Raw genomic sequence first — 15,346 nt, 5'->3', positions numbered from 1 at the left:
AATTTGTATCATAAAAATTCAAAATATGAAAGGCGAAGAAAATTCAAGAAGAAAATTTATTCAGCAAACGGCCCTTGCTGGCGCTGGTTTGCTAATTGCACCAAATTTATTGACATCAAAGAATACTTCATCATATTCTAATCAAATTAACGATAGAAAAATAAGTAATATGAAAACAAGAAAACTGGGAACACTAGAAGTTTCAGAAATCGGTCTTGGATGTATGAATATGACTGGTAACTATAATCCCCCAGCCAATTATCAACAATCTATTAAAACGATACGAACTGCATTTGAAAATGGAGTCAGTTTCTTTGATACAGCCGAAGTATATGGGCCTTATACAGATGAAAAGCTTGTTGGCGAAGCTCTTAAACCTTTTCGAAACCAAGTTAAGATTGCTACAAAATTTGGATTTGCAATTGATGGAACTATTGGATTAGACAGCCGACCAGAGCACATTAAGAAAGTTGTTCAAGAATCACTTACACGTCTGCAAACAGATCATATTGATTTATACTATCAGCACAGAGTTGATCCTAATGTACCAATCGAAGAAGTTGCCGGTACAATTAAAGACCTTATTCAACAAGGCAAAGTTTTGAATTTTGGACTTTCTGAAGCAAGTGCAAAAACAATTCAGCGCGCTCATGCTATCCAAAAAGTCTCTGCAGTACAATCAGAATATTCATTGTGGACACGTAATGTTGAGTTAAACGGAGTACTTAAAACCTGTGAAGATTTAGGTATCGGATTTGTACCTTGGGCTCCTGTAGGTGCAGGATTTTTAACTGGTAAATACGACACAACTACTAAATTCGATAAAGAATCAGATTTCCGTTCGGGCTTTCCTCGTTTTTCAAACGAATTTTTACCATTGAATATGCCAATGATTGAGTGGCTAAAGGATTATGCAGAAAAAAAGAATGCGACACCAGCTCAAATTGCCCTCGCGTGGTTACTTGCTAAAAGTCCAAATATTGTTCCAATTCCTGGCACTCGTTATGAGAAACATTTATTAGAAAACCTTGGCGCATCAAAAATTCATTTAACAAAGGAAGAGATACAAGGCATAGAAATTTGTTTTACAAAGTTTCCTGTTTTCGGTGACCGTATGGGAAAAGCGCATATGAGTTCAATTGATTACACAATTTAATAACAAGATATAATAAAAAATGAAAAAGGTATTATTAATCAACGCACATTTAACTTATCAAGGCTGGTCAGAGGGAACATTAAACAATTCTTTTATCCAAAAGGCTAAAGATTTTTTTACAACAAAAGGATTGGAAATATTAGAAACCCAAATAGAGAATGGCTATGATGCAGAGGAAGAAGTTGAAAAGCATCTCCTAGCTGATATTATCATTCTTCAAACCCCCGTAAATTGGTTTGGTGCGCCTTGGATTTATAAAAAATATATAGATGAAGTCTTTAATAGTGGATTGAACAGTCAAAAATTTCTTTCAGGCGACGGAAGAACGAGAGAAGATTTAACCAAACAATACGGAACAGGTGGAAAAATGCAGGGGAAAAAGTTCATGATTTGCGCTACTTTTAATGCACCCGCAGAAAGTTTTGACAATCCTCTACAGTCTTTAATGCAAGGAAAAGGAACCGAAGATTTATTTTTAAATATTACAAGCAATTATCGTTTTTGTGGCGTAGAAATTTTAAAAGGTTATAACTGTTTTGATATTTTTAAAGATGGGGATATCGCTCAAGATTTAGAAAATTACCCTAAACATTTAGAAAAAATCACGAGCCAACAATAGAACTATTTTTGAAACAAAAAAGCACCAAAATCTTTGAATTTGGTGCTTTTTTATTTTTAATATTAGTATTTACTTTTGTGGAAGAATTACGCATAACAATTTTTAGAATGCATACCATTTTCTTCACAAAAAATTTAAATCATCTTACTTTAACTAAATAAAAATATACAATTGATAAACAGCACCTTACGATTACATTAAAACCATTTGAAAAATCTAATATCCTTACCAAATTTTGACTTAATAATTCTAAAGAAATTACCTTACAAATTGAGAGAAAAATAAGCCAATTTCTTCAAATCTTCCAAAAAAGATGTAGTAATTTGTCTCGTCGAGGTCATAAAGCCAAATGGCGCCAATTGAAGACAATTGGCACCTTTTTTTATTACCTAACCAAATAACTAAAAAACTAACGTTATCCAGCGGGGCTCACCCTTTCCAATTCCTAATAGAAAATTTAAACCCCGCCTGTACAGATATTAATGTATTCATGATCAGCAGAGTATAACAATATGTAATTCCCATAACTCAGCAAGGGTCTTCTATTTAATCAATACAATATTGGTTTTAGCATACTGGTTAATTGCAATTTTCACCTGATCAAAACTAGGTGCTGAGAATTTTGGTTTGTAATTTTTAGAAAATCCAAATCCTTCGGTAGGATAACCAATCATATTTTTATCACATTTTCCGTTATTATTCAAGTCTTGATAAACAGCAATGGCATAATCGCCATCTGGTAGGTTTTTGAACGTATAGACCACTTTATTTTCTGTAGCTTTTACTTTTGCGGTGGCAATCTGTGACTCATTATCAAGAAAGCCTTTCTCTTTATCGTACAATCCAAAAAAAACAGATCCTTTGCCGGGTTCTACGCCCGATACTTCAACGCTAAAATTATGTTGTGCAAACAGTGCCGAATTAACTGCTAAAAGCACTATCAAGCTTATCATTTTAATTTTCATAAGTTATATTATTTAGGATTTAAAATAGAACATTTTCTAGTTTCTCTTTCTCTAATTGGTTAAAAAAGTGATTCATTTTTTTTACATTCCCTTTTTTAAACGCCTGGTAGGGTTCTGATTGTGAGAGCAGCCATTTTTTTATAATACTTTTAAAAATGAAGGTAATTTTTTTTTGGAGAGGATGAATTTTCTGGCGGACCATCTCGAAATAATCGTTCAAATTTTGCTGTCGAAAACCCAGAATATTATCTAAATCTTCACCATCTTTTAAAATTCCGCAGTGAAAATTTTTCTCAGCAAACGCCTTTTGTGGAAAATCAGCTTCGCCTAAGCCAAATTCAGCAAACATTTTGTCTAGAAACGATTCATAAGTAATAACACAATCCGCTCCTCCTCCCAAATTGAATATTTGCTTCTCTAGTTTTTTTTGGTTTTCAATTGCTTTAGCAAAAGCTCTACCCGTATCTTTTGGCGTGCAGATTTCCATTGGCGTATCCAGCGGCATGTGAAACATCAATTTGGATATTTTATGATTCCCCATAATGGCAGCCAAACGAAAAATACTCCATGATAATTTGGATTTCCTAATCAAGGACTCACACAATACCTTTGTTTCTCCATACTGATCTCCTGGACTGGGTTGCAGAATATCAGTGATACATATCTGGGGATTCTTCATCCGATCGCCATAAACTGAAATACTGGAACTAAAAATCAAATAACAATCCGGTGAGTTCTTCTCTAAAGCATAAATAAGATTTTCGGTGCCTCTCACATTTACACTGTAAGCCATCTCTGGATCTATATCTGCAAGAGGTGGAATGACCGCTGCCAAATGGATAGCTACATCCTTATTTTGCGCAACTTTTAGCACTTCTTGTCGATTGCTGATATCGCCATACATAATCTCTACACGAGATCGAAAGGGAGCCAGTTTCTTTATCGAATTTTGGGTTTTTAGATCAAAAACCGTTATTTCATAATCCGTATGCTCAACCAGATGCTGCAAGGTTTCAATTCCTACGGTTCCAGATGCACCGGTGAGCAGTATTTTTTTTCGTGATATCTTATTTTCCATTTTTTTTTAATTTATCATTTATCCTCTTCAATCCGCTTAAATTTTGATGAAAAAGCTATATTTGTTATACAGTATGTTCAATATTTAACGTTGTGTTCTTTTTGATTACTACGTAAAACTAGTAAGGACGAATGTATTTGCTGTTTCAAAAAAGGATGTTACTGTACATTAGCGAACAAAGACTAATGCTTTTGTAGCGTATGTAAAATAATTTGTGATGGATTTAAGAAAAGACAGAAGGGTTCAGTATACTAAAAAAATATTGCGTGAGGCTTTGTTTAGTTTGCTGCACGAGAGGGAATTGAGCGAAATTACCATAACAGAACTATGTAAAGCAGCCGATGTCAACCGCAATACATTTTATCGGCATTATAATATTCCGCTGGATATACTGCTTGAAATAGAAGATGATGTTTTTGAAAAACTCTCAGCGGTTTTGCGTAAAAGCACCAATATGGATGAAGTGATACTGCTCAGCTGCCAGTTATTGGAAAGCGATAAGCAGATGAGTAAAATTGTGTTTACCAAAGCGGATGGAAGCGGAATTCTGTCCCGAATCCTTAGAAGTGTTCGGAATAATTTTCCAGTTGAAAATCAAATAGAACTTACTGCCGAAGTAAAGCCTTTTGCTGAAATGGCATACCAATTTGGCGAAAAAGGAAGTATTGCTGTCATCAAAAATTGGATCGAAAATGATTTCTCAATTCCTGCTGAAAGTATTGCACAAATAATAAGTTATCTGGTAAATAAACTCAATAAATTGTAGTCGTAATTCCAAAATAATTTTTGCTTGTACTTAATTTGAAAAAGCAGAACCTTGACGAAATCAAGTTCTTGTTTTAGGAAAAAATGTACACAACAGATAAAAAAAGTTTGCCAATTTCAAATAATAAACCATCGCGGAACTATCCGTACAAATTTTTAATCTCCGACATAACAAAGGTACTTTGGGTACTTCCTATACTTTCAACTGATCCCAATTTATTAAACACAAAATCCTGATAATGCTTCATATCTTTGGCAGAGACTTTCATTAAAAAATCGTAATCTCCTGAGATATTATAGCATTCCACAACTTCTTCGATTTTCATAATATCGCTAACAAACTGATTACCGATATTACGATCGTGCTGTTTAAGTTTAATATTACAGAAAACTATAAACCCTCTGTTTAATTTTTCTGCATCAAGGAGTGCTATATATTTCTTAATGTAACCGCTGTTCTCTAATCTTTTAATTCGCTCAAAAACAGGCGATGCCGAAAGATTTACCATCTTAGCAAGCTCTTTTACGGTATACTTAGAATTATCGTGTAGTATATTTAATAACTGAAGATCAATATCGTCTATTTGTTCCATAGAATATTTTGGTTTAATTTATTTCTAAAACAGAATAAAATTCCTCAAATATAACTAAAAACAATACAAAAATCTTATTTTGTAAAAATTAAAAACATAAAATACTGCAAAATTTATGTTTATAGTATAAAAATCCAAAAGGCTTTATTTTTATAGTAGGGAGCGTTATCTTTGGTGCCCTTTATCGAGAAAAAGATAAAGGGCTTCACCATAAATAAAAATTATACTTCTTTTCGTCGAGCCATACCCTGAGCAATGATGCTGGCAGCAATCAATTGCAAGGCATGGTAAAGCATGAGGGGAAGTAATACGATGCCAGTGATAGTACTGTGCTGAAAAAGTACTTTTGACATAACAGTGCCGTGTACCAGTGACTTTTTAGACCCGCAGAATAAGACCGTAATACGGTCTTCATCTGAAAAACCAAGCAGGCGGCTGAGTAGTCCAACACAAAAGAATACGGCAAAAAACAACGCTATCATTCCTGCAGCGAGTCCGGCAAGTTCAAGGGCAGTGAAGCCTTCAAAAAGATGTTCCGAAAATGACTTGCAAAACGACGTGTAAATAATTGTTAGAATAACGGCCTGATCGAAATATTTGAGCTGTTTCTTGTATTTTTCGGCAATGGCACCGAAACGGGAATTGAGGCTTATACCAATTATGACAGGTAGCAAGACTTGCAGAATCAATTTTATGACAATTTGAGTGACATCAAAATCGCCTGTCGCAGAAGCTATAAACAACCCAACCCAGAGCGGGGTAACGACTACTCCGATCAAACTGGAAATACTTGCATTGAAAATAGCTGCGGGAATATTTCCCTTGGCGATGGAAACCATGACCACCGAAGAGGAAACTGTGGACGGCAATGCCGCCAGAAAAAATACACCCAGCCAAAGCAGCTCGAAACCATTATTGACAAACAATGGGCGAAATGCCAAAACAAGGAGCGGAAAAAATAAAAAGGTTGTCAACTGTACGATAATGTGCATTTTCCAGTTGGAAAGTCCGGCTTTTAATTTCTCAACACTCAGTCGCATACCATAAAACAAGAAAATCAAGGAAACGCCAGCATTGGCAATCTCTTCCAGAGAAACAGGTTCTTTGACCATGCCTGGCTGTGGCAAAAAATAAGCCATCAGAATCATGGTGGCTATCATCAACAGGAAACCGTCGAAACCTGCTTTCTTTAATACTTCTAATAATTTCTTCAATGTGTTTTAAATATTATTCCTCCGTGGAGGCACGGACTCCATTATTACTATATTGATACTAAATCCCAAGTTCTTTGCGTATAATTTCTGCTCCTGCGCTTAAGGCACTTAACTTGCCTCTGGCTACGTCTCGAGAAAGCGGGGCCATACCGCAGTTTGTAGAAGGGTAAAGATTTTCGGCATCTACAAACTCAAGAGCTTTACGCAGGGTAGCAGCTACTTCTTCTGGCGTTTCGATAGTGTTTTTTGCCACATCAATGGCACCGACCATTACTTTTTTACCACGAACCAATTCCATTAAATCTAAAGGCACATTGGAGTTGTGACATTCTAAAGACACCACATCAATTTTAGATTTTTGAATTTTCGGAAAAATTTCTTCATATTGTCGCCACTCAGAACCTAATGTCTTTTTCCAATCTGTATTGGCCTGTATTCCATAACCATAGCAAATATGAACCGCAGTCTGGCAGTGCAAACCTTCAATGGCTCTTTCTAATGCTGCCATTCCCCAATCGTTTACTTCATCAAAGAACACATTAAATGCAGGTTCATCAAACTGGATAATATCTACCCCTGCGTCTTGAAGTTCTCTTGCTTCTTCATTGAGTGCTTTCGCAAACTCCCACGCCAATTTTTCACGGCTTTTATAATGGTCGTCGTACAAAGTATCTACCATGGTCAACGGACCTGGCAATGCCCATTTTATTGGCTTATTAGTCTGTCTACGTAAAAATTTAGCATCTTCAACAAAAACTGCTTTCTGGCGTGCAACCTCACCTACAACCACTGGAACACTCGCGTCATAACGGTTACGGATTTTTACTGTTTTACGATTTTCAAAATCTACACCGCTTAAATGCTCGATAAAAGTCGTTACAAAATGCTGGCGTGTCTGCTCGCCGTCACAAATGATATCTAGATCTGCCAATTGTTGTTCCTGCAAAGAAATGCGTAAAGCATCTTGTTTCCCTTCAAGCAGCTGATCGCCTTCTAATTTCCATGGTGACCAAAGTTTTTCGGGTGGTGCAAGCCAAGCGGGTTTGGGTAAACTTCCAACAATAGAGGTAGGTAATAATAATTTCTTCATAATAGTATAATTTTAAGGCGTTGTAATCAATTAAAGGGTAAAATTAGCAGACCATTCTTCCAAGAGATTTTTATAAGGCTTAATGAAATGCTCTTCTGCATATTTACCCTGTTCAACAGCCAGTCGGCTGCGCTCTTCACGGTCATAATCCACGCGAGTCAGTGAATAATCTTCGTATTTAAGACTAGGTTGATAGATTTTACTAGCCACTGAATTTGCATTGTAAATTTCAGGGCGATAAATCTTCTGGAAAGTCTCCATTGTGCTGATTGAGCTGATTAATCCAAGATCAGTATAATCAGCAAGCAGATCGCCAGAATGATAAAAAGCCATCGGTGCCACACTATGCGGAGGCATGAAAAAACGAACTTTTAAGCCCATTTTAGAGAAATAGTCATCAGTGATAGAATACTGATCCTGCAGATACTCAAAACCTAGAACTGGATGCTGATAATCAGTACGAGTATACGTTTTGTTGCTCGACACACTTAGACAAATGATCGGTGACATCTTAAAGTGTTCTTTATAAGTAGGTGAACTCACAAAGCACTTATAAAGTTTTCCGTGCAAATCACCAAAATTTTCAGGGATAGAAAAATTAGATTTATTTTTATTGTGCTCGATCAATAAAATACTAAAATCATAATCACGTACATAAGAGGAATAATTATTTCCGGCAACTCCTTCTATTTGCTGGCCAGTATTACGGTCAATAATATTTGTTTTTAAAACTTCAATCATCGGCAGATCGTTACTACCATCCTTATCATCAATACTCATTGTTACTGTGAGGATTTCAAGTTCCACATGGTAACGATCCCCTTTTGGATTATCCAAATGAGCCAATGCATTAAATCGATTGTTAATCATATTTAAGGCATTGCGTAAGTTTTGCTGGCGATTAGCTCCTCTGGCCAAGTTGGCAAAATTGGTTGTCAAACGCGTTTTACTTGAGGGGTGATAGTTTTCATCTAAACAAGTGCTTTTAAGTGCGAATGCAAAATCATTCTTGATTGTGTTCTGGGTGTTTTCAATATTCTGCTTTTCGTTTACTCCCCTATCTTCTTGTATGTTCGCTTTCATCTGATGATAATATTTAGTTTTTTTACCCTGCAAATTTGAATATAAAAGATTAAATATTTTTATTTATACTTAAATTCAGTTAATTATTCTTTCAAAATACTTTTTAAAAGAATATTAACCTTTAAACAAATATAATAATGAAGGAAAACAGATAAATATTCTTTAGTGACCTAAGATGATTGGCTTGGAGATTCCCAGAGCGCTTCAAAAACTCGAAAAAGAAAACAATATCATTTATATTTGCCAAAATTTAAGACCGATACAGCAATGAATTTGATAGAAAATTTAAAATGGCGCTACGCCACAAAAGCTTACAATAACATTAAAGTAACAGAAGAGAAGGTTGATCAGATCTTAGAGGCTATAAATCTTTCAGCATCTTCTTGCGGTCTGCAATCTTACCGTGTTTTTGTTGTTAGCAACCCGGAAATCCAAAAGAAATTAGGTGCTGATTCGTATAATGGACAGATTAGCTCTTGCTCTCATTTGTTAGTTTTTGCCGCATTCAATGACATGACTTCGACTTACATTGACGATTACATGGCAATGACAGAAAAGCAAAGAGGTCTTGATGCTGGTGCCTTATCAGGATTTAGAAATGGATTGCATTCCTATTTTAGCGCTATTAACGCAGAACAAAAAGCACATTGGGCTGCCAAACAGGCCTATATTGCATTAGGAACAGCACTTATTGCTGCGGCAGAACTGAAAGTGGACGCCACTCCTATCGAAGGATTTAATGCCGCCATTATCGATGAGGTTTTAGGTTTGAAAGAAAAAGGATTGCATTCTACAGTTATCCTCGCTTTAGGATATCGTGATTCGGAAAAAGACTATATGGCAGCTACAAAAAAAGTTCGTTTGCCTATAGAGGAAATGATAACGAAAGTTTATTAACGTTATTAGAATACTCTCCAAATTTTGAAATATAAAAAAACTGGCAATCTGAGATTAGAAAAGACGCTATTGGATTAGATGATTTTTGAAGAAAAATTAGTTTAATTATCACTAACCTTTACCATTAGGAACCAAACCACAATTGTTTCTCTATTTGAAAATCGGATTCTTTTGTAAAAAAAAGCCTGATATCAAAAAGATATCAGGCTTAACTTCAAAAAACAAGCATTCAATTAATCGAATACCATGAGTCTTTTTTTTGTAAATAAATTAAATTTTAATTACAGCCATTAAATTTTCAATTTTAGAATTAGGAACTTCCGGATTTGCTCCAGGCGCTTCAGCAACAAGAGCCCCCACTGCACAGGCAAAATCAATTGAATTCTGAGGTTCTTTTCCGGTTAATAATGAAGTGATCAAAGCAGCAAGAAATGAATCTCCAGCACCTACTGTATCAGCAACTTCAATTGGATAACCGCCATTTTCATAAATTTTTCCTTCCCACAATAATAAAGCGCCGTGTTTTCCTTTAGTAACACACATTGCAGTTGCTTTCGTCTTATCTTTAATGAAAGCCATATTGTCTTCCAAGCTTTCAAAAGGAGAATTCATCGCTTTTGCAATTTCAAGCAATTCTTCATCATTAAACTTTATAAAATCAGCCGCTTGCATAAGTTGGTTCAGGATTTCATAAGTATAATGTGGTTTTCTTAAATTGACATCAAATACTTTATAAACATCATTTTGAAGCAGCTCTTCTAAAGCATTTCTCGAAACATTATCTCGACAGACCAAACTTCCGTAAATCAATACATCAGCTTCTTTTACAGTTGTTTTTGCTAATGCATTCAATTCAATTTTATCCCAAGCAGACGGATAACTGATTTCGTAAGTTGCCGATCCGCGCTCGTTTAAGGTAACATTGACCAAACCAGTTGGGAAATCTTCAGAAACTACAATTGTATCTGTTTCAAGTCCCAGTTCTTTCACTTGCTCTTTTATTGCTTTTCCGTCTTCGTCATTGCCTACACAGCTTATCATAGCCACTTCGCAACCCAGCGTTTTCATACGCAAGGCTACATTCAATGGTGCTCCTCCAATCTTTTTTTCATTGGCAAAAACATCCCAAAGTACCTCTCCGTATGCCACCGCCTTAAGGTTTTTTCCGTTATTCATTCTAAAATATTTTATTATTGTTCTTATTCAGGCTGGGTTATCTGAAGATTTGAGATTGTGCTCGTTTGTCCTTCAGCAATTAAACCCCATTTATTTTGGTCTCTTCCGTAAATGCGGTTGGTGAGGGCTGCTTTTCCGTTGATATAAAAAACAACAACACTTCCTTCTGCAATTATTTCAACATCATATTTAACATTTGTCTGAAATACAAATGGCAAACGGGTAACTTCCTGTGAAGCCGAATTATAACCGCTTATTTTTCCATTGGCAATATCCAAAACCACTTTATAGTAACTTCCTGTATCATTAGTATGGAAAGCAAATCCGGTGGTTCCTGAAGCTTTTGTCAAAGTAACTTCTGCTTTTATTTTGACTTTCTTTCCAATGCTTTTAAAAGTTACCATTGCTTTTTCTGTTTCTCCGGACAAAGAATAAGTTCCATTGTTAGCTGTTGCATTAGAAGTAATTGCATCTACTTCTGTAGTTCTATTCTTTTTAGAAAACAAATCCTTAACCGACTTCGGAGATTGCGTTCCTAAAGTTCCATCTGAATTCTGAACCAATTCATGAATAACCATATTCCCTGCCCAATCTTTATTTCCTAAATCATTCTCAGGCGTTTTTCTCGCATTCCATCCAAAAACATATCTTTTATTTCCGTCAGAAGCGGTTTTTCCAGCATAAAAATATTCTCCGTCAATTCTGTCATTTTCAGGTTTTATCCAAGGACCATTTATTGATGATGAAATTCTGTAATGCGTTCCTTTGTTGCCGCTCCAATTCTCAGAAAAAATTAAATACCAATTGTTTCCCATTTTGAAAATATCCGCACATTCCATCATCAGATAATTATCCTCAGGCGTTGTGGTATAAATCGGAGCTTGAACATCCCATTTTCCAGATGTTGGATCAGCGCTTGTAAAGTGCAACAAAACGGCTTTTCTTCCCGGTTCTGTCTGCGTACTTACCAACATGGAATATTTTTTCAATTCATCATTATAAAACACATGCGGATCTCTGAAATCATAGTTGTAATAACCTGCGGGAGCTGTAATTTTAAAAGATGGAACTTTTGTCCATTTTTTTAAATCGCTACTTGTTGCGCACAACACACTTTCTCTAGCATTCGATTGTACAAAAGCCGGAATTTCATTATGTCCTGTGTAATAGAAATAATAAAGATTGCCCACTTTGACCACTGATCCTGTGCCAACAGCAAAATCTGGTTCCAGAGTTGTGCCATACGGAATAGTTTGACCTTCATAAGTAAAATGCGCCAAATTTGTACTTTGATATTCATGTATATTATGAAACCCTTTTCCAGCAGGTTTATTCTGTGCATCATGTAGAAAGTAAATATGGAATTTTCCGTTATCGAAAAAAGGCATAATATCTCCGGTATAACCTGCGCTGTAATAGGGGTCGTTTGCCCCCATCCATTGCGCGGGCGGAACAGGAAAAACACTTGTTATCTCAGAATTTCCTCCAGAAATCGAACCTCCAATATACGTTTCATCCTGACTGCACGAAGCCAGCGAAAAGAAAACGAAGGCGATTGTGATTATATTTCTATATTTCATTTTTATTAAATTCAAGGTGATTTATTTTGACGCTAAATAATTGATACTGTTTTGCGTCAATAGTCTGATGTTTGTTATAAACTCATTGGCCTGACTTGGCACGCCGCTGCTGTTGGTTTCATTGTACCAATCGTAAGCTCCCATAGAAATAACAATTACATTTTTATTCGTACTTGTATTCGGGAATTCTGCAATTGCTACTCTTCCGTTCAGTTCATTATCCCAAGCTTCGCTAGCCAGATTGGTTCCTCCTGTTTGGTTTCTCCACCCTTCTCCATTATTGTAGCCTCCCCATTCTGGTAAAAACCACCATGCTGTATGATTTAATCTGAAAGTTCCGCTTTGCAATAAATTGGCTTTTCCCGCTTCAAAAGTGGTTAAATCTTGGAATATAGGATGTCCTTCATGACCAACAAATGACATTCCCCATGAATTTCCATCTACAAATCCGTTTGGAGGAAAATCACCAAAAACATTATTCGGTCCTTTTCCTGACGGAACAATTCCTAAAGCATCAACATATTGCGAAGCAAAAGAAGTTAAAAGCAAGTTTCCACCATTTGTTCTGAAATTTTTAAGTGCGTTTGTAACCGCAGGATTATAAGCTACAGAAGGTAAATTTACAGCTGAATCAAAATGCCACCAAATCACATCGATATTACTTAAATCTGCACCGTTTTGAATGCTTTCAAACGAAATATATTTAGCTCCCGGGAAATTATCAAATAACCAATTTGAGGCTGTAACTTCATCCATATTTGTAATTCCCGATTTTGTAGCAGCAGTTCCTAAAAATGCAACTGTTAATCCTGTAACCGGAACTCCAACATTTGCCGTATAGTTAACGCTTTTGCCATTGGAGGTTATTACAAAAGCGACAGCATTTGTAAAATCAATTGCTACTCCTGAAGCTGGTGAAATTGTAACACCTGTTGTCACTTCAATAATGGGTTTAAGCGCTTTTAAATCAGTATTTTCAGGAAGGGTCATATTAATGGTTTTGCTAATATCGTTTATCGTGGCTGCAACACCATTGATTGTAAAACTTTTAATCGGACTTAAAACAGTTGTAGTTACGGTGTAATCTTTGTATAAATTGCCATTAACTACTCTGAATTTTACTGGATTTGTAAAATTAATAGCCGAATTTAATTCTGGATTGGATGTTGCGCCATCTACAAAAATAACCTCTGGTTTTATAGCTGTTATGTCAGATCCATAAGGCATTACAACAGTAATTTTTCCTGTTGTCTGATCAATGCTTCCTGAAACTCCATTCAATTTAAATGAAAGCACATCTGAAGGCGAACTCACATCAAATCCGCCCGTTTCAAAACTGTTTTCGCAGGCAGTAACCATAAAAATCATTGCTAAAACGATGGACACTTTAGTCCAATATATATTTAAAGCTTTTTTCATATTGCTGATTCTTTAAGGATTAATAACCTGGATTTTGTTTGTACAATCCCTGGCTGAAATTAATTTGCTTCAGCGGAATTGGGCAATATTCTTCCTTATGTGCATCAAAAAAAGCATCCTGATAATAAGTACGTTTTGTTTTTTCTTTAGCATAAAAATCATTCATCACCTGATCGGTAATTCCCCAACGAACAAGATCAAAGAATCGGCTTCCTTCCATCGCCAATTCTAAACGACGTTCCCAACGCAACGCTTTTCGGGCAAAATCCTGCGTCCAGTTGCAATTGCTTCCATCTACATAGGTATTGATTTTGAAGTTTTTCACGTAAGGTAGTCTTCCTGTACTCTGCGCCGCTCTTACTCTGATTTCATTAATTAACGGTAAAGCTTCAGATTGTCTTCCTAATTCAATCAAAGCTTCGGCACGCATCAAAATCACATCAGCATAACGAATCTGAATTCTGTTTTTCGAATTTCCGTAAAACGGATCAATATTTACGACACAAGTGCAATTTGGAGCAACGTTTTCTTTTAAAGAAGCAAAATAGCCATACGTTCCCGGAGATCTTACCCAAGCTTCAACATATAGAAATTCTGGATCATATTTATACGGAAGACCAGGCATTGCAACAGTATGGTACAATCTTGGATCAACTGTATTGGCATCAATATTTTTATAATCAAAATCTTCGTTGTTGTAAGTATCAAATTCTGGTAATCCATTTGCTCCAGTTTTAAAAGCATTCACTAAATTCTGACTTGGTTTATGAAAATCGCAACAACCTAAACCTTGCGGTGTAGAAAGAACATCAGAAAAATTCAATCTTCCATACAGCGTTCCATCATTATCAGAAAACTGAATTGAGAAAATAGATTCTGCTCCGTTTTCGTAAGTTCCAGGCAAGAAGTTATTGGCGAAATCTGGCTCTAAAGAAGCTTTTCCAATTACGTTATCTGTTGCCGCGATTACTTCCTGCAAATGCTGCTGGTTTATACCTGTAACTTTGAAAGTTTCATCCTGTGTATACGCCTGGTACAATCTTGTTTTTGCCAAATACGCATAAGCCGCTTTTTTAGTGGCACGTCCTACTTGTGGTTGTGCGTCGGGTAAATTTTCGGCTGCAGCCTGAAAATCTTCAGCAATTTTATTCCAAAGTTCTTCGTTTGAAAACACTTTGTTTGAAATGGTTTTGTACTCCTCTACTGGAATCTCTTCTGTTATATATGGTACATTTCTAAACATAATTTTCAGCATAAAATAAAAATGTCCTCTCAGAAAACGCATTTCAGCCATTCGTGTTTTTTTCAGCGGATAATCAGCTTCTGATAGCTGTTCTAAGGCTTTTAAAGCTTTATTGGCTCGCGAAACCCCTACATAACTGATGTACCAGAAATTGTCTAATTCTGCAAAATCTGGGCGGATGTTATTTGAAACTTCAAAAAAGTGAAAATCCTGAATATCATTTGTCCCGCTTCCGCCTTTATAAGCATCATCTGAACGAACATTACCAAACGGCCATAAACTGTACGGAGAATCGTAATGATCATTGCCTAACTGTGCATAAGCCGCGTTCATAAATCCTTCAACCGACTGCGGTGTTACAATATCTTCTTCAGACAACACACCACGCGGATCATTTTCTAAAAAATCGGAACAGGAAGTGAAGAACCCCATCACTGCAAATCCTGCTATATATAGTATTTTTTTCAT

At 36.0% G+C, this 15,346-nt stretch carries 14 protein-coding genes; 4 read left to right on the top strand and 10 right to left on the bottom strand.

The window, feature by feature from the left end; translation table 11 throughout:
- The first annotated feature begins 25 nt into the window (after positions 1 to 25).
- Positions 26 to 1,156, top strand: coding sequence for an aldo/keto reductase (locus ACFO3N_RS17385; protein ID WP_379799826.1), 1,131 nt, complete (start codon positions 26 to 28; stop codon positions 1,154 to 1,156).
- A gap of 19 nt (positions 1,157 to 1,175) precedes the next feature.
- Positions 1,176 to 1,775, top strand: coding sequence for an NAD(P)H-dependent oxidoreductase (locus ACFO3N_RS17380; protein WP_379799824.1), 600 nt, complete (start codon positions 1,176 to 1,178; stop codon positions 1,773 to 1,775).
- Between the two features lie 542 nt (positions 1,776 to 2,317).
- Here the strand turns inward: ACFO3N_RS17380 and ACFO3N_RS17375 are convergent.
- The gene (locus ACFO3N_RS17375) at positions 2,318 to 2,740 is read right to left on the bottom strand and encodes a DUF2141 domain-containing protein (RefSeq protein WP_379799822.1); all 423 of its coding nucleotides are present in this window, start codon (positions 2,738 to 2,740) and stop codon (positions 2,318 to 2,320) included.
- A gap of 19 nt (positions 2,741 to 2,759) precedes the next feature.
- Complete coding sequence (locus ACFO3N_RS17370; RefSeq protein ID WP_379799820.1) at positions 2,760 to 3,818, bottom strand: NAD-dependent epimerase/dehydratase family protein; 1,059 nt, start codon at positions 3,816 to 3,818, stop codon at positions 2,760 to 2,762.
- Between the two features lie 217 nt (positions 3,819 to 4,035).
- Between ACFO3N_RS17370 and ACFO3N_RS17365 the strand changes: the two genes are divergently transcribed.
- Positions 4,036 to 4,584 (top strand): TetR/AcrR family transcriptional regulator, encoded by a 549-nt coding sequence (locus ACFO3N_RS17365; protein ID WP_379799818.1) that lies wholly within the window; start codon positions 4,036 to 4,038, stop codon positions 4,582 to 4,584.
- A gap of 139 nt (positions 4,585 to 4,723) precedes the next feature.
- Here ACFO3N_RS17365 and ACFO3N_RS17360 read toward each other — a convergent pair whose 3' ends face one another.
- The 4 genes from ACFO3N_RS17360 to ACFO3N_RS17345 all read right to left on the bottom strand — a co-directional run bounded on the left by ACFO3N_RS17360 (position 4,724) and on the right by ACFO3N_RS17345 (position 8,563).
- Complete coding sequence (locus tag ACFO3N_RS17360; protein WP_095929232.1) at positions 4,724 to 5,176, bottom strand: Lrp/AsnC family transcriptional regulator; 453 nt, start codon at positions 5,174 to 5,176, stop codon at positions 4,724 to 4,726.
- Between the two features lie 221 nt (positions 5,177 to 5,397).
- Entirely contained in the window at positions 5,398 to 6,390 is a 993-nt protein-coding gene (locus ACFO3N_RS17355) for a bile acid:sodium symporter family protein (RefSeq protein WP_379799816.1), read from the bottom strand.
- A 58-nt stretch (positions 6,391 to 6,448) separates the two neighbouring features.
- Positions 6,449 to 7,480, bottom strand: coding sequence for a methionine synthase (locus ACFO3N_RS17350; RefSeq protein ID WP_379799814.1), 1,032 nt, complete (start codon positions 7,478 to 7,480; stop codon positions 6,449 to 6,451).
- A gap of 30 nt (positions 7,481 to 7,510) precedes the next feature.
- Positions 7,511 to 8,563 carry a DUF1852 domain-containing protein gene (locus ACFO3N_RS17345; RefSeq protein WP_379799812.1) on the bottom strand — a complete coding sequence of 351 codons (1,053 nt, stop codon included), beginning with the start codon at positions 8,561 to 8,563 and terminating at the stop codon, positions 7,511 to 7,513.
- A gap of 267 nt (positions 8,564 to 8,830) precedes the next feature.
- Between ACFO3N_RS17345 and ACFO3N_RS17340 the strand changes: the two genes are divergently transcribed.
- Entirely contained in the window at positions 8,831 to 9,460 is a 630-nt protein-coding gene (locus ACFO3N_RS17340; RefSeq protein WP_379799810.1) for a nitroreductase family protein, read from the top strand.
- A gap of 270 nt (positions 9,461 to 9,730) precedes the next feature.
- Here ACFO3N_RS17340 and ACFO3N_RS17335 read toward each other — a convergent pair whose 3' ends face one another.
- From ACFO3N_RS17335 to ACFO3N_RS17320, 4 genes are read right to left on the bottom strand one after another with little or no spacing between them, the layout of a single operon-like run.
- On the bottom strand, positions 9,731 to 10,636 hold the full coding sequence (locus tag ACFO3N_RS17335) for a carbohydrate kinase family protein (protein ID WP_379799808.1): 906 nt from the start codon (positions 10,634 to 10,636) through the stop codon (positions 9,731 to 9,733).
- A gap of 23 nt (positions 10,637 to 10,659) precedes the next feature.
- Positions 10,660 to 12,216, bottom strand: coding sequence for a glycoside hydrolase domain-containing protein (locus tag ACFO3N_RS17330; protein WP_379799806.1), 1,557 nt, complete (start codon positions 12,214 to 12,216; stop codon positions 10,660 to 10,662).
- A gap of 21 nt (positions 12,217 to 12,237) precedes the next feature.
- Positions 12,238 to 13,635, bottom strand: a complete 1,398-nt coding sequence (locus ACFO3N_RS17325) for a DUF4960 domain-containing protein (protein ID WP_379799804.1) — start codon at positions 13,633 to 13,635, stop codon at positions 12,238 to 12,240.
- Positions 13,636 to 13,654: 19 nt separating this feature from the next.
- Positions 13,655 to 15,346: a RagB/SusD family nutrient uptake outer membrane protein gene (locus ACFO3N_RS17320; protein WP_379799802.1), complete on the bottom strand. Its 1,692-nt coding sequence runs from the start codon at positions 15,344 to 15,346 to the stop codon at positions 13,655 to 13,657.

Origin of the sequence: Flavobacterium chungangensis, from assembly GCF_042654045.1 — a bacterium.
In the GTDB taxonomy this organism is placed as follows: Bacteria; Bacteroidota; Bacteroidia; order Flavobacteriales; family Flavobacteriaceae; genus Flavobacterium; species Flavobacterium chungangensis.
Note: the sequence above shows the minus strand (reverse complement) of the source record. Positions and strands in the feature narration are given on the sequence as shown.

Bases quoted from the DNA above. Each gene is read 5' to 3' on its own strand.
- ACFO3N_RS17385 (WP_379799826.1), top strand. From the start codon at position 26: ATGAAAGGCGAAGAAAATTCAAGAAGAAAATTTATTCAGCAAACGGCC.
- ACFO3N_RS17380 (WP_379799824.1), top strand. From the start codon at position 1,176: ATGAAAAAGGTATTATTAATCAACGCACATTTAACTTATCAAGGCTGG.
- ACFO3N_RS17375 (WP_379799822.1), bottom strand. From the start codon at position 2,740: ATGAAAATTAAAATGATAAGCTTGATAGTGCTTTTAGCAGTTAATTCG.
- ACFO3N_RS17370 (WP_379799820.1), bottom strand. From the start codon at position 3,818: ATGGAAAATAAGATATCACGAAAAAAAATACTGCTCACCGGTGCATCT.
- ACFO3N_RS17365 (WP_379799818.1), top strand. From the start codon at position 4,036: ATGGATTTAAGAAAAGACAGAAGGGTTCAGTATACTAAAAAAATATTG.
- ACFO3N_RS17360 (WP_095929232.1), bottom strand. From the start codon at position 5,176: ATGGAACAAATAGACGATATTGATCTTCAGTTATTAAATATACTACAC.
- ACFO3N_RS17350 (WP_379799814.1), bottom strand. From the start codon at position 7,480: ATGAAGAAATTATTATTACCTACCTCTATTGTTGGAAGTTTACCCAAA.
- ACFO3N_RS17345 (WP_379799812.1), bottom strand. From the start codon at position 8,563: ATGAAAGCGAACATACAAGAAGATAGGGGAGTAAACGAAAAGCAGAAT.
- ACFO3N_RS17340 (WP_379799810.1), top strand. From the start codon at position 8,831: ATGAATTTGATAGAAAATTTAAAATGGCGCTACGCCACAAAAGCTTAC.
- ACFO3N_RS17335 (WP_379799808.1), bottom strand. From the start codon at position 10,636: ATGAATAACGGAAAAAACCTTAAGGCGGTGGCATACGGAGAGGTACTT.
- ACFO3N_RS17330 (WP_379799806.1), bottom strand. From the start codon at position 12,216: ATGAAATATAGAAATATAATCACAATCGCCTTCGTTTTCTTTTCGCTG.
- ACFO3N_RS17325 (WP_379799804.1), bottom strand. From the start codon at position 13,635: ATGAAAAAAGCTTTAAATATATATTGGACTAAAGTGTCCATCGTTTTA.
- ACFO3N_RS17320 (WP_379799802.1), bottom strand. From the start codon at position 15,346: ATGAAAAAAATACTATATATAGCAGGATTTGCAGTGATGGGGTTCTTC.